Origin of the sequence: Bacillus sp. FSL R7-0166 (genome assembly GCF_038008935.1) — a bacterium.
GTDB lineage: Bacteria > Bacillota > Bacilli > Bacillales > Bacillaceae > Bacillus > Bacillus altitudinis.
Genome location: NZ_JBBPAC010000001.1, coordinates 1,149,907 through 1,173,049 on the forward strand (window position 1 = coordinate 1,149,907; position 23,143 = coordinate 1,173,049).

A 23,143-nucleotide genomic window follows, 5' to 3' on the forward strand; every position below is an offset into this window, starting at 1 on the left:
AGAGGTACAACAATATATGTTTGATCCACTAGGGGAGTCCTTTAAAAGGGCTGAGATAAAAGTGTAGACTTTTAGACCCTCATTACCTGAACAGGTTCATACCTGCGTAGGGAAGTGGTGCGGTGTTTGACTATGCTTTTTACAAATTCCAAACCACTTTCCACGCGGAAAGTGGTTTTTTTATATGGAAAAACAGGAGGAGAGGAACATGACATTTTCGAACGAATGTAAAGAAGCAGCAGCTAGATGGTGGAATGGGAGCTTTACACACCCTTTTGTGAAAGGGATTGGTGATGGCACACTTTCACTCGATCGTTTCACTTATTATGTGATGCAGGATTCGTACTATTTAACTCATTTTGCAAAAGTACAGTCGTATGGAGCCGCCATTAGTGAGGACTTACATACGACAGGCAGAATGGCATATCATGCGCAGGGTACGTATGAAGCAGAGCTATCACTGCATAGAAAGTTCACAGAACTGCTCCAGATCTCTGATGAAGCGCTGGCAAACTTTAAACCTTCTCCAACTGCTTATGCATATACCTCGCATATGTACCGATCTGTGAAAAGCGGTCGTTTTGAAGAAATTTTAGCCGCATTATTGCCGTGCTACTGGCTTTATTATGAGGTAGGAGAAAAACTGAAACAAACAACTCCTGACCATCCGATTTATCAAGAATGGATTTTGACATATGGCGGGGATTGGTTTAAAGAGCTTGTTTTTGAACAGGTGAACCGTTTTAATGAACTTGCAGAAAAAGCGCCAGAACATGTGCGGGCTAATATGAAAGAAAATTTCGTGATTTCGAGCTATTACGAATACCATTTCTGGGAGATGGCGTATGAAAAAGAAATGTGGCAGACAGCATGCTTAGATGGGGTTGGTGCAAATGGAACTCCATGCAGTGACAAATGATACGCTTCCTGTCAGGGAGCTCATCAAGCAAATAAAAGACATTGCGTCTGAAGTAGACTTTATTCATATTCGTGAACGATCGAAGGCAGCAGGTGAGCTGGTTCACCTCGTGAAACAACTTCTAGCAGAAGGTGTTCCGAAAGAAAAGCTGATTATCAATGACCGAGTTGACGTTGCGCTGCTGACCAATATTCACCGGGTTCATCTTCCAGGACACAGCTTTTCGCCAAAGGAATTAAGACAAAAATTTCCTCACCTCCATGCGGGGGTATCGGTTCATTCGATAGAAGAAGCCAAAGCAGCAGAGAAGAACGGGGCAGAGTATGTCATGTTTGGGCACGTGTATGATACCGCATGCAAACCCGGACTTCAGGCGAGAGGCATAAAGGTTGTGGAGGAAATGACTTCTGAGCTGTCCATTCCAGTCGTTGTCATTGGTGGAATCACACCAGAACGATTGCCAGAATTGATGCATGTTGAGTTAAAAGGAATAGCCGTCATGTCGGGGATTTTTGCTCATCCTCAGCCGCGCAAAATGGCGCAAACATTTTCTAAAAAGCGAAAGGAGAATCCTTATGAACAAGCATTATGATGTTGCAATCATTGGTGGTGGAATCATAGGGATGTCGATCGCTTATCACCTTGCAAAAGCAGGAAAGCAGATTGTCTTATTTGAGGCAAATGAGATCGGGAAGCAAACGACAAGTGCGGCTGCTGGCATGCTGGGTGCACATGCTGAAGGAGAAGGTGATGAGGATATTTTCTTTCAAGTAGGCAGACAAAGTCAGGCTTTATATGAAAAATTAACAGTCGACCTTCAGCATGAATCGGGCATTGATATTCGGATATCAGTGGGCGGGATTATGAAGGTGGCTTTTACAGAACAAGAAAAGCGTGCGCTTTGCCGGATGCAGCATTTGCCCACATTTGAATGGCTTGAAGCAAGCAGCGTAAAAGAACGTATGCCTCAAATTGCAGATGACATCTTAGGAGCAGGATTGATAGAAGATGATGTACATGTCGAGCCATATGCGGTATGCAGGGCTTTTTGGCAGGCGGCTGTTCGGCACGGAGCGGATGTGAAGGAGTTTACCCCTGTTATCGATGTGAAGAGGGGAAAAGAAACATTGACAGTCAGTACAGCTAAAGGCATCTTCACATGTGATCATCTGACTGTAGCAAGTGGTGTATGGTCGGGCCGTTTTTTAGAAGAACTGGGGTTATCACATTCTCTCTATCCAGTAAAAGGAGAATGCGTGTCTGTTTGGAATAACGGTCCAGCGCTTGCACACACCATCTATCATGATCATTGTTATATCGTTCAAAGGGATAGCGGTAAGCTAGTGATTGGTGCAACGATGAAACCGAATGACTGGCAGGCCGTTCCGACACTTGGCGGTATTGAAGCAGTTATTCACAAAGCATCTCAGCTCATGCCATCTATTCGAGAGATGCCGATTGATCAATGCTGGGCAGGTCTTCGGCCAGCGACAAGCGACCGGCACCCCTATATCGGAAAACATCCAGAAGACGAGCGTATTCTTTTTGCAACGGGACATTACCGAAATGGCATTTTACTTGCGCCAATTACGGGGGAAATCATTCGCGGCTTAATAGCGGGCGAGTCTGTTCACAAGGAATGGCTTCATGCGTTTCGTATTGGGCGAAAGGAGGCATTGTTCGTATGAAAATTCAATTGAATGGAAGAATGGTTGATTTCGATAAGGAAAATGGCACGATTTTTGATCTGCTATCAGCCTATCAACTTGAAAACCGAGTGGTGATCGTTGAAAAAAATCAAGAAATTATAGATAAAGAAGCCTTTCAACAGGTAAAAATTCAACCAAATGACACGATTGAAATCGTTCACTTTGTAGGAGGAGGATGACACCATGCTGCGCATTGGCGGAAAAACATTTACATCAAGACTATTACTAGGGACAGGAAAGTATCCATCATTTGAAGTTCAAAAAGAGGCGGTCAACGTATCAGAAGCTGAAATTTTGACCTTTGCTGTGCGAAGAATGAACATATTTGAACCATCACAGCCCAATTTTTTAGAGCAGCTTGATTTATCAGCCTATACATTGCTGCCAAATACTGCCGGGGCAAGTACAGCGGAAGAAGCGGTGCGGATTGCCCGTTTAGCGAAAGCTTCTGGACTGTGTGACATGATCAAAGTAGAAGTCATTGGCTGTTCAAGGTCTCTTCTGCCAGATCCAGTCGAAACGTTAAAAGCATCTGAAATGCTATTAGAAGAAGGCTTTATCGTGTTGCCATATACGTCAGATGATGTGGTGCTGGCAAGAAAATTAGAAGAACTTGGTGTTCATGCCATTATGCCAGGTGCTTCTCCAATCGGTTCAGGTCAAGGGCTTTTAAACCCTCTGAATCTATCGTTTATTATCGAACAGGCAAAGGTGCCAGTTATTATTGATGCGGGTGTAGGTTCGCCGAAGGATGCTGCTTTTGCGATGGAATTGGGCGCTGATGCTGTATTACTGAATACAGCCGTGTCTGGCGCAAAGGACCCTGTGAAAATGGCTAAAGCGATGAAGCTGGCGATTGAATCTGGAAGACTCGGTTTCGAGGCAGGCCGTATTCCACTCAAAAACTATGGAACAGCCAGCAGTCCGCAGGAAGGAATGCCAGCATTTTGAGCACACGTTATTCACGCCAAGAGCTGTTTAGGCCGATTGGAACAGAAGGACAAAAACGGCTACATGCCTCAAAGGCCGTCATTATTGGGGCTGGGGCACTTGGAACAGCGAGTGCTGAAATGCTCGTCCGTGCCGGCGTAGGATCTGTCACCATTTTGGATAGAGATTATATTGAATGGAGCAACCTGCAGCGTCAGCAGCTATACACAGAACAAGATGTTCTTGATCGGTTGCCAAAGGCTGTGGCTGCTGAGAAAAGACTCAAGCAGGTGAACAGTGACGTTCATGTGAGAGGAATCGTCATTGACGTGAACGCTCAAAATATTGATGAGTACGTCAGCGGGGCATCCATCATCGTGGATGCAGCGGATAATTTTGAGGTGAGAATGATTGCGAACGATGCAGCCGTCAAACATCAAATTCCGTTCCTTTACGGGGCCTGTGTAGCAAGCTATGGTATTCAATTCACAGTGATTCCTGGTGAAACACCATGTTTACATTGCCTGCTTGAGCATTTACCTGCACAAGGCATGACATGTGATACAGCAGGAATTATTAGTCCAGTTGTGCAACAGGTTGCGGCCTATCAAGTGGCGGATGCACTGAAGCTTTTAACAGGACACCACATCACACCGGTATTAAGATCGTTTGATTTATGGACAAACGAGCGATCTGATATTCGATCCGTTACGTCTTTAAAAAAGAAACAATGTCCAAGCTGCGGTCTTAAGACATATCCATTTCTCTCATATGATCAAAGAGCAAAAGCAGATGTATTATGTGGACGAAATACCGTACAAATTCGCAGTGCACTAGGGGCACCCCCGGCGCTGCATGAAGTAGCCCGTCAGCTAAAGAAAGCAGGAATGGATGTGCTGGAAAATCCTTATTTGCTTTCGTGTCAGAAGGATGAGTACAAGCTTGTTTTATTCAAAGATGGCAGAGCGCTTGTACATGGGACAAATGATATTGCGAAAGCGAGAACGATTTATCATCAATGGATTGGCTAATGAGAGGGTGAGATGACATGACGATTAAAAAAGCATTAACCATCGCAGGTACTGATTCTGGTGGTGGAGCAGGTATTCAAGCAGACTTGAAAACCTTTCAGGAGCTTGGTGTGTACGGAATGTCCGCCATTACGGCCATTACAGCGCAAAACACACTTGGTGTTCACGGTATTTATCCACTGTCTATCGAGGCACTCGAAAGTCAAATTGATGCAGTAGCAGAAGACTTGTTGCCAGATGCCGCTAAAACAGGGATGCTGTGGAGTGCCGACATGATCAGTGTCGTTGCTGAAAAGACGAAGCAATATGACTTGAAACTAATTGTCGATCCAGTCATGATTGCCAAAGGCGGCGCTTCTTTATTAAATGAAGATGCGGTCTCTGCTATGAAAACACAGTTACTACCAGTCAGTTATGCAGTCACACCGAATCTCCCTGAGGCAGAAGTGCTGACAGGCATGCGCATTCAGACAAAAGACGATCGCCATAGAGCAGCAGAACGACTTTATGAGCTTGGCACGTCCTATGTTGTGATCAAAGGAGGTCATAGTCCTTCAGACGGCCTCATTACAGACATTTTGTATGATGGAAAAAGCTTTTTTGAACTCACGAATGAACATATTGATACACCACATACACACGGAACAGGCTGTACATTTGCAGCGGCATTAACGGCAGAAATAGCAAAAGGTCATTCCATGAAGGAAGCCTTTGAAACGGCAGAAACCTTTGTCCATGAGGCGATCAAATTTCCTCTGAATATTGGCGCTGGGCACGGACCGACTAACCACTTTGCTTATCAGCAAAACAGAGTCAAAGCATAAAAAGAAGACTGTCTTCACTTGTGAGGACGGTCTTTTTACTGAAATAAAAACTTTCTTTCAACGGAAATTGTCAATATCTCATGATTTGTGATAAGATTATGATCAGGTACTAATACTATGTCTTGAAAAAATAGGAGGCTTTAATACATATGAACTTTTCTTTAGAAGGCCGTAATATTGTGGTGATGGGTGTTGCCAATAAACGAAGCATCGCTTGGGGAATTGCTCGTTCACTTCACGAAGCAGGAGCTCGTTTGATTTTTACTTATGTTGGAGATCGTCTGGCAGAATCAGTGAAAGAGCTAGCAAGCACGCTAGAGCGTGATGATTCCATTATTCTTCCTTGTGATGTGACAAGTGATGAAGAAATCGAAAAATGTTTTGCAACGATTAAAGAAAAAGTACAAGTCATCCATGGTGTTGCACATGCGATTGCATTTGCGAACAAAGAAGAGCTTGTCGGTGAATATTTGAACACGAACCGTGAAGGTTTCCTTTTAGCGCACAACATTAGTGCCTATTCACTAACAGCTGTAGCAAAAGCAGCACGTCCGCTCATGACAGAAGGCGGAAGCATTGTCACACTTACTTACCTAGGCGGAGAGCGCGTTGTCTCTAACTACAATGTCATGGGTGTAGCAAAAGCAGCCCTTGAAGCAAGTGTGAAATACTTAGCAGCTGATCTTGGAGCGGAAGGCATCCGTGTGAACAGCATTTCTGCTGGTCCAATTCGTACGTTATCTGCAAAAGGAATCAGCGGCTTTAATACGATCCTGAAGGATATTGAAGAGCGTGCACCACTTCGCCGTACAACGACTCCTGAAGAAGTTGGCGATACAGCACTATTCTTATTCAGTGATTTATCCCGCGGCATGACAGGTGAGAATCTTCATGTTGATTCTGGCTTCCATATCATTGCCCGCTAAACGAATAATTGATTTGCAGCATACCAATCACTGGTATGCTGTTTTTTATTTTTCTTCTGATTTGGGGTGTCCTCTCATATATATAAGGAATGAATCATTCGGGAGGGATCAGTATGTCAAATAAAGGTGATGAGAATCAAAAGCCGCTTATGTATATTGTTCAGCCGAGCTATGATGAATCAGCGCCGGCCATGCAAAATATTGTGAGAAAGCGAAAGAAGTCAGAAAAACCTTCAGAAACCAAAAAAAGCGCCAAAGAGGATGCCATTGAAGAGAGCGTGCAAGAACCTATATCACAGGAAGTAAAGCAGAAAAAAGAAGAGCCGCCTGCGCTACAGCAAGAGCAGGAGATCAATCAAGAAAAAGATGATTCACAAAATCGAGAGCCAGTACAAGAACAAGAAAAACAACCAGAAGGCGTATTTCATGAAACAAAAGAAGAACCAAGAAGAAAACGAGTGAAGAAGCCGTTAAGCCAAATGAATATCGAGGAGAAAGTCGATTTTCTTACAAGTCTGCCGCATAATATGCCGAGAGCGCTTTGCCTCATTGAAGCCGATGGAAAAACATACAGAGGAATCATCATGGAGAGAAAAGACAATATGGTGGTCATTCGCACGGCAGGCGGCGGTAATCCAGTGGAATTAGCAATTGGTGATATTTCTTCTATTCATCCACTTGGTTTTTAATGAACATAAAAAAAGTCCCATAACGGGACTTTTTTTGTTAGCAGCTACGGTTGATGAGTCTTGGATTTAAGCACTCGATTGCGCAGAAGCAGTCAAGGTCTACTTCAATGCAATATTTTGATTTTTCTAAACGGAACACATCACATACGGAATCTTTATCTGTAAAATCTAAAATATGACGATCTTTGTCAAATGCAATAAGCAAGCTGAGTGTTGCGCAGTGATCAGAGATGTGTTCGACTCTGAAAAATGCAGTGCTGAAGCAAGGGCCAGCATCTACTTCTCCGACGTTTCCGAATGCGACGAATGGTTTTGATTTTGAGGTAAATAGAACAAACGGGACAGTGTCACCTAATGAATGTGATGGAGAAAGGAGATTGCTGTAACAGCTGGTCGGGCAATCCTCTTCGACGGCATTTTGTAAGTCGTTTATGTTTTCAACAGCCTCTGCTACACAGTTCCATGAATGTTTGCGGCTCATATTCAACCCTCCTATACAAGGAAATTTGTTTGAGTGTTTGAGCACTGTCATCATCATCTATAAGCTTTATTACGTGTCTCGCCGGTTGATGCATCTAATGTCAATCAATGCGGAAGCGGCCGCCTTTTGCTGACTGCTCCGCATGATTGGTTGTCATTCGTGAGGAAGGGGATGCTTTGACTTATGACAAGATAGATGAGCGGGCGATTGGTTTAGCCGTGGTGATGATGCTTTTTATCTTTTGTTGGCATGACTCTGTCGACAAGTTCTGGATTTAAACATTGGATCGCGCAGAAACAGTTCAAATCAACTTCGATACAAAAGTCCGCTTTTTCTAAACCAAAGAAGTCAGGATCGCAAGGGTGACAAACGCTTAGCGTATGTCCGTGTACATCAACAGGTCTTAATACAGATAATGTGGCACAGCAGTCATGCAATTTTTCAACCCGGAAGAAAATGGATTCGAAGCATTGGCAATCGTCAACAAATCCTCCAATGTTTCCGAAAGTAGAGAACAATCCGCCCTTTTTATCAAAAAGTAAAAACGGAATCGTATCTTTTCCAGAAACTGTCGGGCTTAATAAATTACTGTAGCAGCTCGTAGGACATTTATCTTCTACAGCTTCCTGCTCTGCTAAAATCTTATCAACCGCATCGCATACACAGTTTTCATCATGTCGGCCATGGTGTTTTCCGCAGCTCATGGATTTCAGCTCCTTTAACAAGGTATTTGACTTTAGTCCTTAACAACATATGTATGCGCCCTCTAGTTGGTGTGGGTAAATGACTATTTATCTTTGTTGTATTTTTAGAAAAAGGAAAAGCAGAGCTTTTCGCTCTGCTTTTGTACATTAGAGGATACCAATTGCAACGATCGTCGCAACAAGTGTCTGTGTAAGCGTTTGGATGGCAATAGAGATGTCCGCATCGATTGTAGAGACTGTAACGTTTCTAGAGTTTTCGATAACAAGTTTCTGGCGATTTGTTTGTTTGTGGCTAGCTGCTTGTAAGAGATCTTGCGTGACGCGGTCAGCTAGGTCACCATCAGCGATTGAGATGTTTGTAATGGTGATGATCGCTGTTTGAACAGCTGCTTGGATAGATGCTGCAACCTGTGCATCAACAGAAGAAACGTTAATGTCACAAGAATCTCTAACGATAATGACTTCCTCAGATGTCTGCTTTGTGACACTCACTTGATCAAAGTCTTGTAAAACATCTTCATCATCATAATAGTGGCCGTCACAAACTGCTTTTCTTTCGTAGTTATGATGGTAATCGCCGTGGTGTGTACAGTTACGATCTAGAGCGACCCAAGAGTATGGTTTAGAATCCATTTCTTTTCCTCCTTCCGTTTACTTTATTAAATGCTGGAATGATTGGTTTTGTCTCGGGCATTTATCCTAGCAGGCAACCCATTTTTATTTAATCGTTATTTTGCTGCGCTTGACGGCGCTGCTGGATACGATCTCGAAGTGAATTTCGTTTAGGGCGCACTTGTGGTTCAGGCTCGACCTCTTCTGCATGTTTTGCTGCCTCTGCCTGACGCTTTTTCTCCTGCTGCTGCTGTACGAAATCATCTGCTTTCTTTTGTAAATCCTGAACCAGCTTCAAAATCATCCTTCTTTGATCTTCTGAAAGGTTTGCTTTCTGATCATCTGTGACATTATTTTTGTTTAAAATATCACTCACAAGAAGGCTTGTTAATGGATCAACATCAGTGTTGATTTGAAACTCCTTTTTTTCGTTCTCTTCAGCCACGATTATTTCACCTCTTTCATACATGATGTTAGAAAAAGAAAGGGTCAAAGAATGCCGGCTTCAACTAAAAGTACATTCAGTGTTTGAGTGAGAATTTGGACGGAGTTCATAATGGATGCATCAGATAATGTAATCGTGACGTTATAACAATTGATGATTTGAATCACTGTTTTCTTTTGAACTGTCACTTGTTGTGCAGCTAAAAGCTGTTCTGTGATGTCTGCAGCCAATTCATCATCTGGTACAAGAATTTGAATTAAAAGAGTAATGATTGTCGTTACGGTCGCTTGAAGGGAGAGTGCGGCTGTTACATCTGTTTTATGAATCGTGACATTTTCGGAATCCTTGATCTCGATGAAATCATCATAATTGCTGATTAATTCGTTTAACAGTTGTGTGTATAATAAATCAGCACTTTCTTCAATAGACAATACTTTCACTCCTTTCTTATCTATACATTATTTAATGCAGCAGAGGCTCAAGGTGGAATCGGAAAGCATGAAAAAGTACAACCCAATTTTATTTCCACTCGATTCATCATGGCGGTCTTTCTTTTTGCATATATAAAGAAAGGACGGAAAAAGAAGAATGAAGGAGGTGGAGGTTCCATGAGCGGCGCTTTGTCATTTGCTATATTTGCCCTCGCATCCTTTAGGCTGACGAGATTGATCGTGTTTGATACGATTACAGCCCCCTTTCGCCGTCTATTTCATGAAGAGCAAGAAGAGGTAAACGAACAAGGTGAAGTCGAGACCTATATCGTCATTAAGGGGAAGGGACTGCGATCTTGGATAGGAGAGCTGTTAAGCTGTTATTGGTGTACGGGTATGTGGTGCACTGCTGCTTTACTTGCGATATACATATTTTTTCCTGTCATCAGCATGTGGCTTAATTTACTATTAGCGATTGCCGCCGCAGCAGGCTTGATTGAAGCAGTCGTGTCAAAGCTTGTGAAATAAACAGGCATTCTGATCAGACACGCTTAAAGAAAATGCATATACTAACATGGAATAGGAAAGGAAGGGTTGCGATGAAACCAACTGAAACACCGTCACATATGCTTCAAGGGTATCCAGCGCAGTCAAATCAACAATCTGTATATACGAAGAAAATCAAGAAGACGGGCTGCGGCTGCGGGAAGAAAAAGAAACCTCAATAGAGAAAAACAAAAGCCGGATTTATCCGGTTTTTTTGTTGCCCTTTTTTTGGGTGATGCATATGTAAGAGAGAAGGGGTGACCAGAATGGATGCATTCGAACAATTAATCGGTTCCTTGTTCACTAAACCCCATGATGGGAAAGAGCAAGCGCACGAAAAAGCTGAAATGGATCTAGCGAACAAAGCGAAGGATCTTGAAGAGCACTTAAAAGCATTTGGCGAGAAAATGGATACTTTTGCGAAAGAAACAGAAGCATTCATGATCCGTCATGGAGAGGCAGATTACGTCTTTAAACAGCAGAAATAAAAATTCCGCACTTTTTTATGTGATCGTCCAAACCATTTCATGTATTTTTCATATTTTGTAAGGGAGAAGAGGAGGTGCTTAAATATGAGTTGTTACGGTTACGGTGGCGGTTATTGCGGAGGTTATGGTGGCGGCTACGGCGGCGGTTATGGTTCAACTTTTGTTCTTGTCGTCGTGCTTTTCATCCTTCTAATCATCGTTGGTGCTTCTTTCTTTAACTAAACAGTAAGAAGGTGAGGGAAGCAATAGGGAAGCCTTTTGCTTTCCTTTCTCTTTGCTAACAAGGCAGCAGGATAGGCACATATCTCGCCTATTTTCATATAGTAAGGTGATTACTCCACAAAGAGGAGGCAAAGGAATGGATAATAAATTCTTTAAAAGCGTGGAAAATAAAACAGGTGTAAATATGAATGATGTCTTTAAGCTTGCAGGTTCTTTGCAAAACGCGAACTTTAAAGATGAGAATACCGTTCGAGGTGTCATTAAAAAAGTGGCGCAGCTTGCAAACAAACGTGTACCTAAAGAAATGGAAGACAAAATCGTTCAATCGATTACAAGTGGAAAAGAAAAGCTTGATTTTAATACAATCGCTAAAATGATGAACAACAAAAAATAAACAACAGGCTCTCCATTTAAAGGGGGGCCTGTTGTTTTTGTGTGAATAATTCACGATTTTTCTTTAAAAGAGGGTACAAAAAGCGGGAGCGGTGAGCCGTTTTTCCTCTTCTATATGATGGAACGGATAGATAAAGGGATTGTTCTGCTCTCGTCATGGCAACGTATAATAAGCGCCGCTCCTCTTCGATGGCTTCTTCATCACCGCTTCTCAGCTCATCAAGTGCAAAGTCATGAGGGAGCGCCCCATCAACCACGCTCGTGATGTACACTGTTTGGAATTCTAGTCCCTTCGCACGGTGGATCGTCATGAGCTGAACGCCTGGTTCATCTGATTTTTCCTTTTCAGCAGATTTCATATGTTCGGCATGAGCGAGGAAGGCTTCAATCGTTTCAAAACGTTTCGCCGCTGTTTTCACATCTCGTACATCATCAGTTCCTTTTTCAAGCACATTCGTATCACTCACACGTTTTTTTAAATAATCACCAAGTCCCATCCTTTGTTCAATAAACGCTACAGCTTCAGATGGCTTTAACGATTTTAACGTACGAAACAGGGGAACGATCGATTGCAGTTTTTTGCGCTGAAACGGCTGAATGTCTGTTAGCTTTCCAAGTGCCTCTACCATAGAACAATCTTCCGTAATGGTCAGTGCCTTCATGGTATTCAGTGTTTGCTGCTTTAAAAAGAAAACGGGCAGCAGCAGCTTCATTGCGGCGACATCATCTGCATCCTGACTGAGCGAAAGAAAAGCGAGCAGCACCCGAACAATTCTTCTGCTATAAAAGGCTTTTACGCCAGCATCAGTTTGATACGGAATCGCCGATTGATGAAGACGTTCATAAATCGCGCGGCCTCCTGTATTCGTTCTAAACAGCACGCAAAAGTCATTCGGTTTTGCACCGTTTTTAATTTTCTCCTGAATATCTGCTACGATCATGGTCGCTTCCTCTTCCTCGTCATATGGATAAAAAAGAGTCGGCGGAATTTTCTCCACGCGTACGGCTTTTAACGTTTTCTCGTAACGATGCTGGTTCTTCTTAATAATGGCGTCTGCACTTGCGACAATCGTATGATGAGAGCGGTAATTTGCATGTAAATGGACGATCTCGGCCGAAGGATAGTCCTGTTTGAAGTCAAGAATAAAAGCAGGATTGCTTCCTCTAAATGCATAGATGGCTTGATCATCATCGCCTACACAAAATAACTGCTCGGATTCTCCAGCTAAAAGCTGGATTAATTGATATTGTACGGGATTAATATCTTGAAATTCATCTACTAAAATATACTTGAATCGTTCTTGATATTGTTTGAGCAATTTAGGCTGCTTAGTCAGCATGTGTAAACAGGCAATCGCCATGTCATCAAAGTCAAATTGTTGATTTTCACGCTTTTGCTGTTCGTATGACTGATAGATTGTCCACATTTGCTTTTCCTTTTCATCTTTCAGCTCAGGAAGTTCGTTTGGTAAAAAAGCATTTTTCCAATAGCCGATTGATTGCAGCACTTGATCGGTTGGATAGTCTTTTTCATCAAGTCCTTCATGCATGATCGCTTTGCGAATATACTGCTCTTTTTGCCAGTCGAATTTAATCAAATGCTGTCCGTTCCATTTGCCCCGATCATCGTGAAGCAACATTTTATAAAATAGACTGTGGAATGTGCCTGTCACAACTTGGCTCGCCTGTGAAGGATGAAGCTGATACTGCATACGTAGTCTTTCTTTCATTTCACTGCTTGCTTTTGTGGTGAAGGTCACGAGCAGGATATGGTGAGCAGGGATTTGATGGTGCGACATCAGATAAGCAGCTCTTGCTGTCAGTACCCTTGTTTTCCCGCTGCCGGCGCCAGCCAGCACAAGCATCGGACCGTCTTTGTGTGTGACAGCTTGGAGCTGCGGTGCGCTAAAGGTGATGTGTGGAAAGAGGTCAATGGTATGCACTTCTTCATTCTTTTCTAAATGAAAGGTTTCGCCAAATTGAATGGATCGTGGTTCCTGCCAGTCATCCGATTCTTCTGTTTGTGAGATGATCTGTTTGCCGGTTGGAAAGCGAAAGCCGCCAAGTTCTTTGTAGGATGCCTCTTCCTCTCGTTCAGCCGGTTTCTTTTCCTCTTGTTGTTCTCTTTTTTCGCAAATCTCTTGCTGAGATATTTGCTTATGGATAAAGGCAGGTTCTTCATGTATATTTAATCTGAAAAAGACGGGTTGTCCGCAATATGGGCAAGATAAATGCCCTTTTTTGCCCTCATCATGGAGGAATTGATAGTGTTCTCTCGAATATGTATGTAATGAGATCGTTCGATCATGTCGTCGTGCGCATTTCAAAGCTAGTCCTCCAATAGTCAATCAATCTTAAAAAGAAACACATCTAATCATATCAAATGAGGCGTGTTTCAAACAGTCATAATTAGGGAATAGTAGAGTAGAAGAGAAGCAAAGGAGGCGTTCTTGATGGGATATATAGCCCCGATTCAGCCGGATCTGTATTTTCAATATATCAATCGTCCTGCTCCTCAGGATAAAGAAGACTATGCGAAAGTGACGAAGGTCACCCGCACCTTTCATGACAAGGTATACAGAGAGCTGGAGAAAAAAGAGGACTTAGTGACAGAAGCGGAAACGAAAGTACAGCAAAAAAAGCGGGAACGCTTTGTACGAGATATGTTTATGGAAGAAGGTAAGGGCGTTCATATCAATACTTACGTCTAAATGACTGCGCTTTCTTCCTGAGCGAACGAGATGGAATCAATAAAAAGCCAGAGCATCCATGATGCCCTGGCTTTTTATTGTCGTTAAACGGATAGTGTTTTTGTCATTTTGACATGTGTAATTCCTGCTTCTTCAAACGGTTCTGAAACGGCTTTGTAGCCTTTCTTTTCGTAGAAAGGAAGAGCTTGGACTTGTGCATGCATGACAGCTTCTTTCGCTCCGTTTGCCATCGCTTCAGACTCAAGTGCTTCTAAAAGCTGGTGGCCAAGACCGAAAGAGCGCGCCTCTTTTAATACACAAATTCGTTCAAGCTTTGCCTTATGACCTTCAATTATGCGCAGTCTAGCAGCAGCTTGTGGTTTGTTGTCATCATTATAAATGACAAAGTGAATGGCTTCGTCCTCAAGTTCATCAATTTCGATCTCTAACGGGACTTCTTGTTCTTTTACGAAAACTTCTTTTCGAACATAATAAGCATCTTCTCGTTGTGTTTGTTCTTTTACGATGACTGTATTCAAATGTCTTTAACCCTCTTCTCCTAAGATAAATGTTTCATAAACGGTCCAAGAACCGTTCTCTAATTGATATAAAAGATGGAAGCGGTCAACCGTTTCCTCGTGGTCAATTTTTCTCAGCTTCAATGTGCCTAGAACGTCTGAATGCTCATCGTCTGATAACTTTTGAGCCACTGTCACATGCGGAACAAACGCATATTCAGGTGTACCAGCAAGCGGATCAGTGTACAACTTCTCATTGAGAGCCATTAATTCTTCGTTCGGTTCTACTTTCATATAAATCACGTTGTTTACAGGAGCGAATGAACTGAATTTTTTAATACGTAACGTAATAGGAGAAGCATTTTTTGCGTACTCTCGCAAGGTGGAGACGACCTCAGCTGCTTCTAGATCCGTTAATTCAAAAGGTGTTCTTAATGTTAAATGAGGTGGTATGAGTGCATAGTTCGGATCATAACGTTTCCGATAAGAGTTCGCAATGTCTTGCAATTTTTTTGATGGAAATAAAACAACTCCGTATTTCATCATGTTCCCTCCTGATTAAGAAAGTATTTATTATTTTTTATTATAACAAAATTCAGTTGATTAACGAATATGGGAGCATTCTTTTTAACGAAGGTGAAATGAGCGGCTGCCAAAACGTCCATTTATGATCGCCTTCGAATGTCTCAAATAAATAATCCGCACCTGACTTCTCCAAAAGGATCTTTAATTCTTCGTTCGGCTGAATAAAGTCAAGCACTTGCCCATCTGTCGTTTTCACAGCTGTTTCTTCTAACCCGATTTGATGGATAATGGCATAGTGAGCAAGGGATGATGACTGTTTGACTGTTTGCAGAACCGACTCATCCACGTAAGGAGACTGCAAAATCAATCCGCCAAATAACGAAGGATAATCAATGGCTGTCATAAGTGAGATCGTAGCACCTAATGAATCACCGATAAATGTACGACCTGATCCAACTTGATACGTTGGGTAGTGTTCATCAATATACGGAACTAGTTCATTTGCCAAAAAGCGTTTATACGCCTCGAACTTTGGTCCGTCTGGATGATACGTATTTCGCCTTTCAGTCACATTTTCATATGGGACACCAATGATAATCGAGCGTTCCATTTCTTTGTTTTGCATTAATTCTTCCGCCTGTCTGCCTATTTTACCTAGACGGAAATAATCATGACCATCCTGTGCAATGATGACATGATATGTATAAAGGGGGGAGTAATTGACTGGCAAATAAATCAAAATGGTCATATCTGCCCCAAGTTCTTTTGACTGTAAGGTTTCTTCTTGAATGATGCCTGTTTTCTTCACCATAATCCATTCCTCCAGCTAACCAAATTCATCATAAGTGAAACGTTTCCATTCATTGTAACACGAAAAACAGCGTTGTTCCTATATGCTAACATGCAATCAAATTGGCTGACATCCAATCTGCTGCAAAATACAGAAAATTTTAATTAATCGTTACATTTCCCCTTGAAAAATGAGGTTTAATGCGTTACAGTATTAAGAATTAGAACAGACAGACAACACATTCTTATCGTGAGAGGTGGAGGGACTGGCCCTTTGAAACCTCAGCAACCGGTATGCATCACTTCATGTGATGTACCAAGGTGCTAAATCCAGCAAGCAGCTTTTTTGCTTGGAAGATAAGAGGAAGCGATTAAACCCCTTCTTCTTATGAAGAAGGGGTTTTTCTGTTTTGAAATTAGATTTTTACTTAGGATGGTGTCAAATGACAGAACATGTGGAAACGAAGTTAGCGCAAATTGGAAACCGCAGCGAAGAGGCGACTGGAACTGTCAGTCCTCCCGTTTATCTTTCAACAGCTTACAGACATAGAGGCATTGGGGAATCAACAGGATTTGATTATATTCGGACGAAAAACCCAACAAGGCAGCTTGTAGAAGATGCGATTGCTTCACTCGAAGAAGGAACGGCCGGTTTTGCCTTCAGTTCAGGAATGGCTGCCATCCAAACGATCATGGCGCTGTTTGAGAGCGGGGATGAACTCATTGTTTCATCAGATTTATATGGCGGTACATACCGTCTATTTGAAAACGAATGGAAAAAGTACGGACTGCGCTTTGTTTATGATGATTTTTCAGATGAAGACTGTTTACGCTCTAAAATGACGCCAAATACAAAAGCCGTTTTTATTGAAACGCCAACAAACCCACTCATGCAGGAAGCGGATATTCAAAAGATTGCGAAAATCGCAAAAGAACACGGTGCATTGGTCATTGTGGATAACACCTTTTATACGCCCGTCTTGCAAAAACCGATTACACTCGGAGCGGACATTGTCATTCATAGTGCCACCAAATATTTAGGCGGACATAACGATGTTCTTGCCGGACTTGTCGTCACAAAAGGAGAGAAGCTATCGGAAGACATGTTCCAGCATCAAAACGCCATCGGAGCGGTTTTATCTCCATTTGACTCATGGCTTTTAATGAGAGGAATGAAAACATTGGCGCTGAGAATGCGCCAGCACGAAGCAAATGCGAAAGAATTAGCTGACTTTCTAAATCAGCAGCCGGAAATTCAAGATGTCCTTTACCCAGGAAAGGGAGGCATGCTGTCATTCCGAGTAGCCAAAGAGGACTGGGTCAATCCATTTTTGAAGCAGCTGAAAACGATTTGTTTTGCTGAAAGCCTTGGCGGAGTCGAAAGCTTCATTACGTATCCTGCAACGCAAACCCATATGGACATCCCAGAAGAGATTCGTATTGCAAACGGTGTGTGTAACAAATTGCTCCGTTTCTCAGTCGGGATTGAGCATGTGGAGGACCTAAAAGCAGACTTAAAACAGGCACTATCAAATGTGAAAGAGGAGGTACACACGAAATGACCACACATGATTGGACACTAGAAACACAACTCGTTCATAATGCGTTTAAAACAGACCGTTCCACAGGTGCAGTCAGTGTGCCGATTCAACATGCATCGACGTTTCACCAAAGCAGCTTCGATGACTTTGGTCAATATGACTACTCCCGATCAGGCACCCCTACACGTCAGGCATTAGAGGATACCATTGCAGCGCTAGAAGGAGGAACGAGAGGGCTTGCCTTTGCGTCAGGCATGGCAGCCATTTCAACCGCTTTTCTTCTATTATCAAAAGGAGATCATGTCCTTGTCACAAGAGATGTGTACGGCGGGACTTTCCGAATGATCACCCAAGTTCTTTCAAGATTTGGGATTGAGCATACCTTTGTGGACATGACAAATTTGAATGAAGTGAAACAAGGCATTCAATCAAATACAAAAGTCATTTACATGGAAACACCGTCAAACCCTACACTCGGTATTACAGATATTGAAGGTGTCGTACAGATTGCGAAAGAACATGACTGTCTGACTTTCTTAGATAATACGTTTTTAACGCCTGCGCTTCAGCGTCCGCTGGACCTTGGTGTAGACGTTGTGCTGCACAGCGCAACGAAATTTTTAAGCGGCCACAGTGATGTACTGTCAGGCTTAGCCGTGGTGAAAGATGAGAAGCTAGGAGACGAACTTTATTCACTGCAAAACTCCTTCGGGGCGGTACTTGGCGTACAGGATTGCTGGCTTGTGCTGAGAGGATTAAAGACCCTTCAAGTCAGATTAGAAAAAGCCAGTCAAACCGCATTAGAACTAGCTTCATTCCTCAAAGAACATCCTGCGGTCAAAAAAGTATATTACCCGGGATTAGATGATCACCCAGGGGCAGACATTCAGCGGAAACAGGCGAGCGGTGCAGGTGCTGTTCTTTCATTTGAACTAGAAAACCAAGCGGCTGTCAAAGAATTGGTCGATGGCGTCACATTACCTGTATTCGCCGTCAGCCTCGGAGCAGTCGAATCCATTCTTTCCTATCCGGCCAAAATGTCCCATGCCGCTATGCCAAAAGAAGAAAGAGAAAAAAGAGGCATCACGGATGGTTTACTTCGATTAAGTGTGGGCGTAGAAAACGGAGAAGACCTCAAAAGGGACTTCAAACAAGCACTAGATCAACTAAAGCCAGTTCTTGTGAACCAATCATAAACGTCAGTAAAAAGCCGGTATGGATACCGGCTTTGTGCCTTTTTTGAACAAAACCATTGACGACTGATCATGATGGTTATATAATAGAGACTGTCAGTAACAGAAAGCCCAGAACTGATACATAACCCGATTCCGTAGCTCAGCTGGGAGAGCGCTACCTTGACAGGGTAGAGGTCGCTGGTTCGAGCCCAGTCGGAATCATCGTTTAAACCCTTGCCTAGCAAGGGTTTTTTTTGTTTTGTGGGTAATGAATATTTGTTCAGTTTTTATCCATCAGGTTGTTTCTAAGTATTCTTAGGACCAAAACGATGAAAGTGTTCTGCAAAGTGGATCGTTACGTCTGTTAAGGTTTAAGTCAGCAATCTAAGGTACTATATAGACAGGAAAAAGTTAATTCCAGCCGAAAATCGGGATTTTTGTTTAAAGTCGGTATATAATTGAGCAATAATAAAACCACTAGGTAAAAAACAGTAGGAGATGATATTAATGGAGAGTTATCCGTCCACTCGGATGAGAAGAAATCGAAACAATGACTGGAGCCGCAGATTGGTTGCCGAAAATCGGTTGTCGGCTGATGACTTCATTTGGCCAGTTTTTGTTCGGGAACGACCGGGAGAGGAAGAAATTGTTTCGCTGCCAGGGCAGTTGCGAGTCGGACTAGATCGTCTTATTGAGCACGTGGGACAGGCAGTAGAATTGGGAATTCCAGCAGTTGCGCTATTTCCTGTTATCGATCCAGAAAAAAAAGATGCTGATGGGAGTGAGGCGACAAATCCGGATAATTTGATTTGTCGGGCTGCCCGCGAGCTTAAGAGGGCATTTCCGGAACTGGGATTAATCGGTGATGTTGCATTAGATCCTTACACCACTCATGGGCAAGACGGAATTCTACGTAATGGCTATGTCGTAAACGATGAAAGTGTAAGTAGATTATCCGAACAAGCCATCATCCTTGCGGAAGCTGGGTTTGATGTTGTAGCTCCATCCGACATGATGGATGGGCGTATAGGTGCTATACGGAGTGCTTTAGAAGAAAAGGAACTGGTCAATACAAGAATTCTATCGTATGCGGTAAAATATGCATCTGGCTTCTATGGTCCTTTCCGTCAAGCTCTGGGGAATGTATTGTCTGGGGATAAAAAAAGCTATCAAATGGATTCTGCCAATAGCGATGAAGCCCTTCGAGAGGTAGCGCTTGATTTGAATGAGGGCGCGGACATGGTCATGGTAAAACCAGGGCTGCCTTATTTAGATGTCATACATCGGGTGAAATCTGAATTTAAAGTTCCTACTTTTGCCTACCAGGTTAGTGGAGAATATTCAATGTTGATGGCAGCTATTCAGAATGGCTGGCTTGATGCAAATGTTGTAATTGAAGAATCATTAATGGCGTTCAAACGCGCCGGATGCGATGGCATTTTGACTTATTTTGCTTTAGATATGGCGCAGCGATTGAGAGATGGAGAATCTCAAAAAATATAGGCAAAATGAAAACAGACCCTGCGTGGTCTGTTTTTTTATGAGGAGGATTTGAGGACCTTCAGAAAAAGTATTGATGGAAGATAATCCGATACGGATTTTAAGTATTTTCATTTATAATTCTCTATTTGTCTATACTTTTCATATCGCTGTTGTATAAGCTCTTCCGAGGATAATCGTATCAATTTTTTTAGAGATGATTCAATCACAGATTCAATCAATTTTGCCTGTGATTTTATATCATTTTGTGCTCCACCCTTAATTTCAGGAATGATTTCATCAATAATTCCTAAATGCTTTAAATCTTTTGCTGAAATTTTCATATGTTTAGCAGCTTCTGGAGCATACTTAGCATCCTTCCATAGGATAGATGCTGCTCCTTCTGGCGAAATGACCGAGTACCATGAATACTCTAACATATGGATATGGTTACCGACACTAATACCAAGAGCTCCACCACTTGATGCCTCTCCAATTACAATACAAACAATTGGCACTTTAAGTGTAGCCATTTCCAATAGATTTCGAGCTATCGCTTCAGAAATTCCACGTTCTTCAGACCCTTTGCCTGGATAGGCGCCAATCGTATCAATAAATGTAATAATAGGGCGATTAAATTTATCAGCTTGTTTCATCAGTCTTAGCGCTTTTCTATATCCTTCTGGATGTGACATTCCAAAATTTCTTTCTATATTTTCCTTTGTACTTCTCCCTCTTTGATGACCAATAACCGTAACGGGCATCCCTTTAAATTTTGCAATACCACCTATCATTGCTTGATCATCACCATATAATCGATCACCATGAAGTTCGAAAAAGTTTGTAAACAATAAAGGTATATAATCCAATGTCGTGGGCCGGTTACGTAGCCTTGCAATTTGAACTCGTTGAAAAGGTGTAAGATTAGAATAAATTTCATCTTGCATTTTATTTAAACGTTTTTCTAATTCTTGAATTTCTGATGATAAATCTACATTATGTTCTTTCATCATTTTCTTTAATTCATCAAATTTCTCTTTTAGTTCAATCATAGGACGTTCAAAATCCAAACTCATTTTATCCTCCAAAGGGTATGATTTACCTCACTCTAATCAATAGACTTAGAAATAGAATCAATAAATAATTCAAAACCATCCACAACTATTTTTTGTTCTGACTCTGATAAATTATTGAGGATACGTTGATAAAATGTAAGGGATTGTTCTCTTAAGCGATTAACAGTAATGTGACCTTTTTCTGTGAGGTGCAGAAAAAGTTCTCTTCTGTTTTTTTCATTTACTTCACGATAAACAAGTCCCTTTTTTACTAACTTATCTACCAATCTACTTACAGTTGAAGTCTCTAATCTAAGTTTATTGGATAGTTGCCAAACAGTTAATTTTTCCATCTCTAGTTCCTCTAACGCCATCATTTGAGAAGTTGGTAGAGGTTTTTCAAATGGTCCATTGGGCAAATTTTGAGATTCAAAAACCCCAGTTATTATAATCATTTTCTTAATATCTGATCTTAGTTTTAAGGCATCTTCTCTTTTCAAAAAGGTCACCCTCCTAAAATTCATGTATGATACATCAATTGTATTATACATGAATATGTTTTTTTCACAAGTTTAACGTCAGCCCATATGACAACATGGACAAGAGATTTCTTCTTGTTAAAATGGTTTAAGTGGATTGATCATAGTCGATCCACCTGATTGATAGATGCATCAGGATCTTACCCTAAGTAATTACTGTTTACTGTTCTTTCAACAAAAATATGAAAAATGAAGAGAGGGGGAGAAAAATATGAAGTCATTTTTACTAATTGGACAATCTAATATGGCGGGTCGAGGCTTTAAGCATGAAGTGCCGCCAATTTATAATGAAAGAATCATGATGCTGCGAAATGGAAGATGGCAAATGATGACTGAACCTATTCATTTTGATAGGTCGGTAGCTGGTGTAGGACTGGCGGCTTCCTTCGCGGAGACTTGGTGTAAGGATCATGAGGGAGAAAAAATTGGTCTTATTCCATGTGCCGAAGGTGGCAGTACCATTGATGAATGGTCACGAGATGGGGCATTATTTCGTCATGCAATAAATGAAGCTAAATTTGCAAGGGAAGATAGCGAATTGGCCGGGATATTATGGCATCAAGGAGAAAGTGACAGCCAAGATGGAAAATACAAAGAATACAATGAAAAAATACGAAGATTAATTCATGAACTGAGAACGGAATTATCTGTCCCTAACATTCCGCTTGTGATAGGTGGTTTGGGCGATTTCTTAGGAAAGACAGCATTTGGCGCAGGATGTGTGGAATATCAACTGATCAATGAGGAACTACAAAAATATGCACATGATCATGAAAATTGTTATTATGTTACTGCGAAAGGTCTTATACCTAACCCGGACGGAATTCACATCAATGCGATGTCCCAAAGAATATTTGGGATAAGATACTATGAAGCATGTCGAAAAAAAGAACATTTACATGAACCATTACCAAATGAACATAAGTTAGTGAATGAATGTCATAATAGAATGAAAACCTCAGCGGAGAATACATATATAGCACTAGAAAAATTCACGTTGGGCAAGATGACTTATGAAGAGTTGCTGGAGGCTTTAACGTAGGCAAAGCTCATAGTAGTCTTTGAATAAACAGAAACATGATATATCTTGTGAAAGGATGATTGTGGTGGTAAAAACAGATAAAGCTTCCTCCTGAATACAAGCAATTACATTCAGGAGGAGATAAAAAATGTTTAAACAAATAGATGAAAATTATCCGAGAAAAGAGCACTTTCATCATTATATGACGGTAACCCGATGCTCATATAGCTTGGTGATCAATCTAGACATCACGAAATTGTATGCAATATTAAAAGAAAAAAGGCTAGATTCAATGCAAATTACCTGAAGACAAAAGGTATTCTCATGGAAATCTAGAAGATGAAGGCAGACTGAAATGAGTCTGCCTTTTTGTTTTGTGAGGATAAAGACATGTGCCAAAGGTTTATTGATGTACACTGGTTCTTTTTGCGGTTTCTTTTCGGTGCCTTGTAAATTTCTGT

At 41.7% G+C, this 23,143-nt stretch carries 30 protein-coding genes, 1 tRNA gene, 1 pseudogene and 2 riboswitches; of the genes and pseudogenes, 21 read left to right on the top strand and 11 right to left on the bottom strand.

Annotation, left to right across the window (positions count from 1 at the left end; translation table 11 throughout):
• Positions 1-20 precede the first annotated feature (20 nt).
• Positions 21-130, top strand: a riboswitch (TPP riboswitch).
• A gap of 78 nt (positions 131-208) precedes the next feature.
• The 9 genes from tenA to NST01_RS05850 all read left to right on the top strand — a co-directional run bounded on the left by tenA (position 209) and on the right by NST01_RS05850 (position 7,028).
• Complete coding sequence (gene tenA, locus NST01_RS05810; protein WP_046527496.1) at positions 209-919, top strand: thiaminase II; 711 nt, start codon at positions 209-211, stop codon at positions 917-919.
• Entirely contained in the window at positions 894-1,511 is a 618-nt protein-coding gene (gene tenI, locus NST01_RS05815) for a thiazole tautomerase TenI (RefSeq protein ID WP_046527495.1), read from the top strand. Before tenA ends, tenI begins: the two co-directional genes overlap by 26 nt.
• Positions 1,495-2,607 (top strand): glycine oxidase ThiO, encoded by a 1,113-nt coding sequence (gene thiO, locus NST01_RS05820; RefSeq protein WP_046527494.1) that lies wholly within the window; start codon positions 1,495-1,497, stop codon positions 2,605-2,607. Before tenI ends, thiO begins: the two co-directional genes overlap by 17 nt.
• Positions 2,604-2,807, top strand: coding sequence for a sulfur carrier protein ThiS (thiS, locus tag NST01_RS05825; RefSeq protein WP_017367025.1), 204 nt, complete (start codon positions 2,604-2,606; stop codon positions 2,805-2,807). The genes thiO and thiS overlap by 4 nt, the downstream gene beginning before the upstream one ends.
• A 4-nt stretch (positions 2,808-2,811) precedes the next feature.
• Positions 2,812-3,579: a thiazole synthase gene (locus NST01_RS05830; RefSeq protein ID WP_048003220.1), complete on the top strand. Its 768-nt coding sequence runs from the start codon at positions 2,812-2,814 to the stop codon at positions 3,577-3,579.
• Entirely contained in the window at positions 3,576-4,589 is a 1,014-nt protein-coding gene (locus NST01_RS05835) for a thiazole biosynthesis adenylyltransferase ThiF (RefSeq protein ID WP_249476637.1), read from the top strand. The genes NST01_RS05830 and NST01_RS05835 overlap by 4 nt, the downstream gene beginning before the upstream one ends.
• Positions 4,590-4,606: 17 nt before the next feature.
• On the top strand, positions 4,607-5,413 hold the full coding sequence (thiD, locus tag NST01_RS05840) for a bifunctional hydroxymethylpyrimidine kinase/phosphomethylpyrimidine kinase (RefSeq protein WP_341041648.1): 807 nt from the start codon (positions 4,607-4,609) through the stop codon (positions 5,411-5,413).
• A 149-nt stretch (positions 5,414-5,562) separates the two neighbouring features.
• A complete protein-coding gene (gene fabI, locus NST01_RS05845; protein WP_003211867.1) occupies positions 5,563-6,339 on the top strand; it encodes an enoyl-ACP reductase FabI in 777 nt (258 codons plus the stop codon).
• 113 nt (positions 6,340-6,452) lie between these two features.
• Positions 6,453-7,028, top strand: coding sequence for a CotO family spore coat protein (locus tag NST01_RS05850; protein WP_079919100.1), 576 nt, complete (start codon positions 6,453-6,455; stop codon positions 7,026-7,028).
• Positions 7,029-7,065: 37 nt separating this feature from the next.
• On the opposite strand, the gene NST01_RS05855 is transcribed toward NST01_RS05850, so the two are convergent.
• The 5 genes from NST01_RS05855 to NST01_RS05875 all read right to left on the bottom strand — a co-directional run bounded on the left by NST01_RS05855 (position 7,066) and on the right by NST01_RS05875 (position 9,701).
• A complete protein-coding gene (locus NST01_RS05855) occupies positions 7,066-7,509 on the bottom strand; it encodes a CotY/CotZ family spore coat protein (RefSeq protein ID WP_008348434.1) in 444 nt (147 codons plus the stop codon).
• A 212-nt stretch (positions 7,510-7,721) separates the two neighbouring features.
• Positions 7,722-8,213 (bottom strand): CotY/CotZ family spore coat protein, encoded by a 492-nt coding sequence (locus tag NST01_RS05860; protein ID WP_008348432.1) that lies wholly within the window; start codon positions 8,211-8,213, stop codon positions 7,722-7,724.
• Positions 8,214-8,360: 147 nt separating this feature from the next.
• The gene (locus NST01_RS05865; RefSeq protein WP_008348431.1) at positions 8,361-8,846 is read right to left on the bottom strand and encodes a spore coat protein; all 486 of its coding nucleotides are present in this window, start codon (positions 8,844-8,846) and stop codon (positions 8,361-8,363) included.
• 88 nt (positions 8,847-8,934) lie between these two features.
• On the bottom strand, positions 8,935-9,270 hold the full coding sequence (locus tag NST01_RS05870) for a hypothetical protein (protein WP_008355377.1): 336 nt from the start codon (positions 9,268-9,270) through the stop codon (positions 8,935-8,937).
• A gap of 44 nt (positions 9,271-9,314) precedes the next feature.
• On the bottom strand, positions 9,315-9,701 hold the full coding sequence (locus NST01_RS05875; protein ID WP_007498962.1) for a spore coat protein: 387 nt from the start codon (positions 9,699-9,701) through the stop codon (positions 9,315-9,317).
• Between the two features lie 177 nt (positions 9,702-9,878).
• Here NST01_RS05875 and NST01_RS05880 point away from each other — a divergent pair, with 177 nt between their 5' ends.
• The 5 genes from NST01_RS05880 (at position 9,879) to NST01_RS05900 (ending at position 11,351) form a co-directional block, all read left to right on the top strand.
• Positions 9,879-10,229, top strand: coding sequence for a DUF1360 domain-containing protein (locus tag NST01_RS05880; RefSeq protein WP_019743061.1), 351 nt, complete (start codon positions 9,879-9,881; stop codon positions 10,227-10,229).
• Positions 10,230-10,300: 71 nt separating this feature from the next.
• The gene (locus NST01_RS05885) at positions 10,301-10,429 is read left to right on the top strand and encodes a hypothetical protein (protein WP_008348422.1); all 129 of its coding nucleotides are present in this window, start codon (positions 10,301-10,303) and stop codon (positions 10,427-10,429) included.
• An 84-nt stretch (positions 10,430-10,513) separates the two neighbouring features.
• The gene (locus NST01_RS05890) at positions 10,514-10,735 is read left to right on the top strand and encodes a hypothetical protein (protein WP_008348420.1); all 222 of its coding nucleotides are present in this window, start codon (positions 10,514-10,516) and stop codon (positions 10,733-10,735) included.
• 84 nt (positions 10,736-10,819) lie between these two features.
• Entirely contained in the window at positions 10,820-10,957 is a 138-nt protein-coding gene (locus NST01_RS05895; protein ID WP_008348419.1) for a YjcZ family sporulation protein, read from the top strand.
• Between the two features lie 136 nt (positions 10,958-11,093).
• Positions 11,094-11,351, top strand: coding sequence for a stage VI sporulation protein F (locus NST01_RS05900; RefSeq protein ID WP_008348417.1), 258 nt, complete (start codon positions 11,094-11,096; stop codon positions 11,349-11,351).
• A 16-nt stretch (positions 11,352-11,367) separates the two neighbouring features.
• Here the strand turns inward: NST01_RS05900 and NST01_RS05905 are convergent, their stop codons facing one another.
• A complete protein-coding gene (locus NST01_RS05905; RefSeq protein WP_138825556.1) occupies positions 11,368-13,677 on the bottom strand; it encodes an ATP-dependent helicase in 2,310 nt (769 codons plus the stop codon).
• Positions 13,678-13,803: 126 nt separating this feature from the next.
• Here NST01_RS05905 and NST01_RS05910 point away from each other — a divergent pair, with 126 nt between their 5' ends.
• Positions 13,804-14,061: a hypothetical protein gene (locus NST01_RS05910; RefSeq protein WP_008348414.1), complete on the top strand. Its 258-nt coding sequence runs from the start codon at positions 13,804-13,806 to the stop codon at positions 14,059-14,061.
• A gap of 83 nt (positions 14,062-14,144) precedes the next feature.
• Here the strand turns inward: NST01_RS05910 and NST01_RS05915 are convergent, their stop codons facing one another.
• The 3 genes from NST01_RS05915 to NST01_RS05925 are packed head-to-tail and all read right to left on the bottom strand — an operon-like array spanning position 14,145 to position 15,894.
• Positions 14,145-14,579, bottom strand: a complete 435-nt coding sequence (locus NST01_RS05915) for a GNAT family N-acetyltransferase (protein ID WP_008348412.1) — start codon at positions 14,577-14,579, stop codon at positions 14,145-14,147.
• 6 nt (positions 14,580-14,585) lie between these two features.
• Complete coding sequence (locus NST01_RS05920) at positions 14,586-15,101, bottom strand: YjcG family protein (RefSeq protein ID WP_017359656.1); 516 nt, start codon at positions 15,099-15,101, stop codon at positions 14,586-14,588.
• A gap of 52 nt (positions 15,102-15,153) precedes the next feature.
• Entirely contained in the window at positions 15,154-15,894 is a 741-nt protein-coding gene (locus NST01_RS05925; RefSeq protein WP_249476636.1) for an esterase family protein, read from the bottom strand.
• 220 nt (positions 15,895-16,114) lie between these two features.
• Positions 16,115-16,236, top strand: a riboswitch (SAM riboswitch).
• A 79-nt stretch (positions 16,237-16,315) separates the two neighbouring features.
• Between NST01_RS05925 and NST01_RS05930 the strand changes: the two genes are divergently transcribed.
• From NST01_RS05930 to hemB, 4 genes are all read left to right on the top strand, one after another.
• Positions 16,316-17,434 carry a methionine biosynthesis PLP-dependent protein gene (locus NST01_RS05930; protein ID WP_249476635.1) on the top strand — a complete coding sequence of 373 codons (1,119 nt, stop codon included), beginning with the start codon at positions 16,316-16,318 and terminating at the stop codon, positions 17,432-17,434.
• The gene (metC, locus tag NST01_RS05935) at positions 17,431-18,609 is read left to right on the top strand and encodes a cystathionine beta-lyase (protein WP_017367031.1); all 1,179 of its coding nucleotides are present in this window, start codon (positions 17,431-17,433) and stop codon (positions 18,607-18,609) included. The genes NST01_RS05930 and metC overlap by 4 nt, the downstream gene beginning before the upstream one ends.
• A 128-nt stretch (positions 18,610-18,737) precedes the next feature.
• Positions 18,738-18,810, top strand: a tRNA-Val gene (locus NST01_RS05940).
• Between the two features lie 285 nt (positions 18,811-19,095).
• Positions 19,096-20,091: a porphobilinogen synthase gene (gene hemB, locus NST01_RS05945; RefSeq protein WP_326114278.1), complete on the top strand. Its 996-nt coding sequence runs from the start codon at positions 19,096-19,098 to the stop codon at positions 20,089-20,091.
• Between the two features lie 107 nt (positions 20,092-20,198).
• Here hemB and NST01_RS05950 read toward each other — a convergent pair whose 3' ends face one another.
• Together NST01_RS05950 and NST01_RS05955 are read right to left on the bottom strand one after the other, a co-directional pair.
• Positions 20,199-21,143, bottom strand: coding sequence for an acetyl-CoA carboxylase carboxyltransferase subunit alpha (locus NST01_RS05950; RefSeq protein WP_212356484.1), 945 nt, complete (start codon positions 21,141-21,143; stop codon positions 20,199-20,201).
• 32 nt (positions 21,144-21,175) lie between these two features.
• Positions 21,176-21,622 carry a MarR family winged helix-turn-helix transcriptional regulator gene (locus NST01_RS05955; RefSeq protein ID WP_212356482.1) on the bottom strand — a complete coding sequence of 149 codons (447 nt, stop codon included), beginning with the start codon at positions 21,620-21,622 and terminating at the stop codon, positions 21,176-21,178.
• Positions 21,623-21,872: 250 nt separating this feature from the next.
• Here NST01_RS05955 and NST01_RS05960 point away from each other — a divergent pair, with 250 nt between their 5' ends.
• Both NST01_RS05960 and NST01_RS05965 read left to right on the top strand, forming a co-directional pair.
• Positions 21,873-22,703, top strand: a complete 831-nt coding sequence (locus NST01_RS05960; protein ID WP_341041655.1) for a sialate O-acetylesterase — start codon at positions 21,873-21,875, stop codon at positions 22,701-22,703.
• 127 nt (positions 22,704-22,830) lie between these two features.
• Positions 22,831-22,968 (top strand): annotated as a pseudogene (locus NST01_RS05965) (CatA-like O-acetyltransferase); the annotation flags it as partial.
• Positions 22,969-23,143: the final 175 nt, after the last annotated feature.

Excerpts from the sequence above, each read along its gene's own strand:
- tenA (WP_046527496.1), top strand. The coding sequence starts at position 209 with ATGACATTTTCGAACGAATGTAAAGAAGCAGCAGCTAGATGGTGGAAT.
- tenI (WP_046527495.1), top strand. The coding sequence starts at position 894 with ATGGAACTCCATGCAGTGACAAATGATACGCTTCCTGTCAGGGAGCTC.
- thiO (WP_046527494.1), top strand. The coding sequence starts at position 1,495 with ATGAACAAGCATTATGATGTTGCAATCATTGGTGGTGGAATCATAGGG.
- thiS (WP_017367025.1), top strand. The coding sequence starts at position 2,604 with ATGAAAATTCAATTGAATGGAAGAATGGTTGATTTCGATAAGGAAAAT.
- NST01_RS05830 (WP_048003220.1), top strand. The coding sequence starts at position 2,812 with ATGCTGCGCATTGGCGGAAAAACATTTACATCAAGACTATTACTAGGG.
- thiD (WP_341041648.1), top strand. The coding sequence starts at position 4,607 with ATGACGATTAAAAAAGCATTAACCATCGCAGGTACTGATTCTGGTGGT.
- fabI (WP_003211867.1), top strand. The coding sequence starts at position 5,563 with ATGAACTTTTCTTTAGAAGGCCGTAATATTGTGGTGATGGGTGTTGCC.
- NST01_RS05850 (WP_079919100.1), top strand. The coding sequence starts at position 6,453 with ATGTCAAATAAAGGTGATGAGAATCAAAAGCCGCTTATGTATATTGTT.
- NST01_RS05855 (WP_008348434.1), bottom strand. The coding sequence starts at position 7,509 with ATGAGCCGCAAACATTCATGGAACTGTGTAGCAGAGGCTGTTGAAAAC.
- NST01_RS05860 (WP_008348432.1), bottom strand. The coding sequence starts at position 8,213 with ATGAGCTGCGGAAAACACCATGGCCGACATGATGAAAACTGTGTATGC.
- NST01_RS05865 (WP_008348431.1), bottom strand. The coding sequence starts at position 8,846 with ATGGATTCTAAACCATACTCTTGGGTCGCTCTAGATCGTAACTGTACA.
- NST01_RS05880 (WP_019743061.1), top strand. The coding sequence starts at position 9,879 with ATGAGCGGCGCTTTGTCATTTGCTATATTTGCCCTCGCATCCTTTAGG.
- NST01_RS05885 (WP_008348422.1), top strand. The coding sequence starts at position 10,301 with ATGAAACCAACTGAAACACCGTCACATATGCTTCAAGGGTATCCAGCG.
- NST01_RS05890 (WP_008348420.1), top strand. The coding sequence starts at position 10,514 with ATGGATGCATTCGAACAATTAATCGGTTCCTTGTTCACTAAACCCCAT.
- NST01_RS05895 (WP_008348419.1), top strand. The coding sequence starts at position 10,820 with ATGAGTTGTTACGGTTACGGTGGCGGTTATTGCGGAGGTTATGGTGGC.
- NST01_RS05900 (WP_008348417.1), top strand. The coding sequence starts at position 11,094 with ATGGATAATAAATTCTTTAAAAGCGTGGAAAATAAAACAGGTGTAAAT.
- NST01_RS05910 (WP_008348414.1), top strand. The coding sequence starts at position 13,804 with ATGGGATATATAGCCCCGATTCAGCCGGATCTGTATTTTCAATATATC.
- NST01_RS05920 (WP_017359656.1), bottom strand. The coding sequence starts at position 15,101 with ATGAAATACGGAGTTGTTTTATTTCCATCAAAAAAATTGCAAGACATT.
- NST01_RS05925 (WP_249476636.1), bottom strand. The coding sequence starts at position 15,894 with ATGGTGAAGAAAACAGGCATCATTCAAGAAGAAACCTTACAGTCAAAA.
- NST01_RS05930 (WP_249476635.1), top strand. The coding sequence starts at position 16,316 with ATGACAGAACATGTGGAAACGAAGTTAGCGCAAATTGGAAACCGCAGC.
- metC (WP_017367031.1), top strand. The coding sequence starts at position 17,431 with ATGACCACACATGATTGGACACTAGAAACACAACTCGTTCATAATGCG.
- hemB (WP_326114278.1), top strand. The coding sequence starts at position 19,096 with ATGGAGAGTTATCCGTCCACTCGGATGAGAAGAAATCGAAACAATGAC.
- NST01_RS05950 (WP_212356484.1), bottom strand. The coding sequence starts at position 21,143 with ATGAGTTTGGATTTTGAACGTCCTATGATTGAACTAAAAGAGAAATTT.
- NST01_RS05960 (WP_341041655.1), top strand. The coding sequence starts at position 21,873 with ATGAAGTCATTTTTACTAATTGGACAATCTAATATGGCGGGTCGAGGC.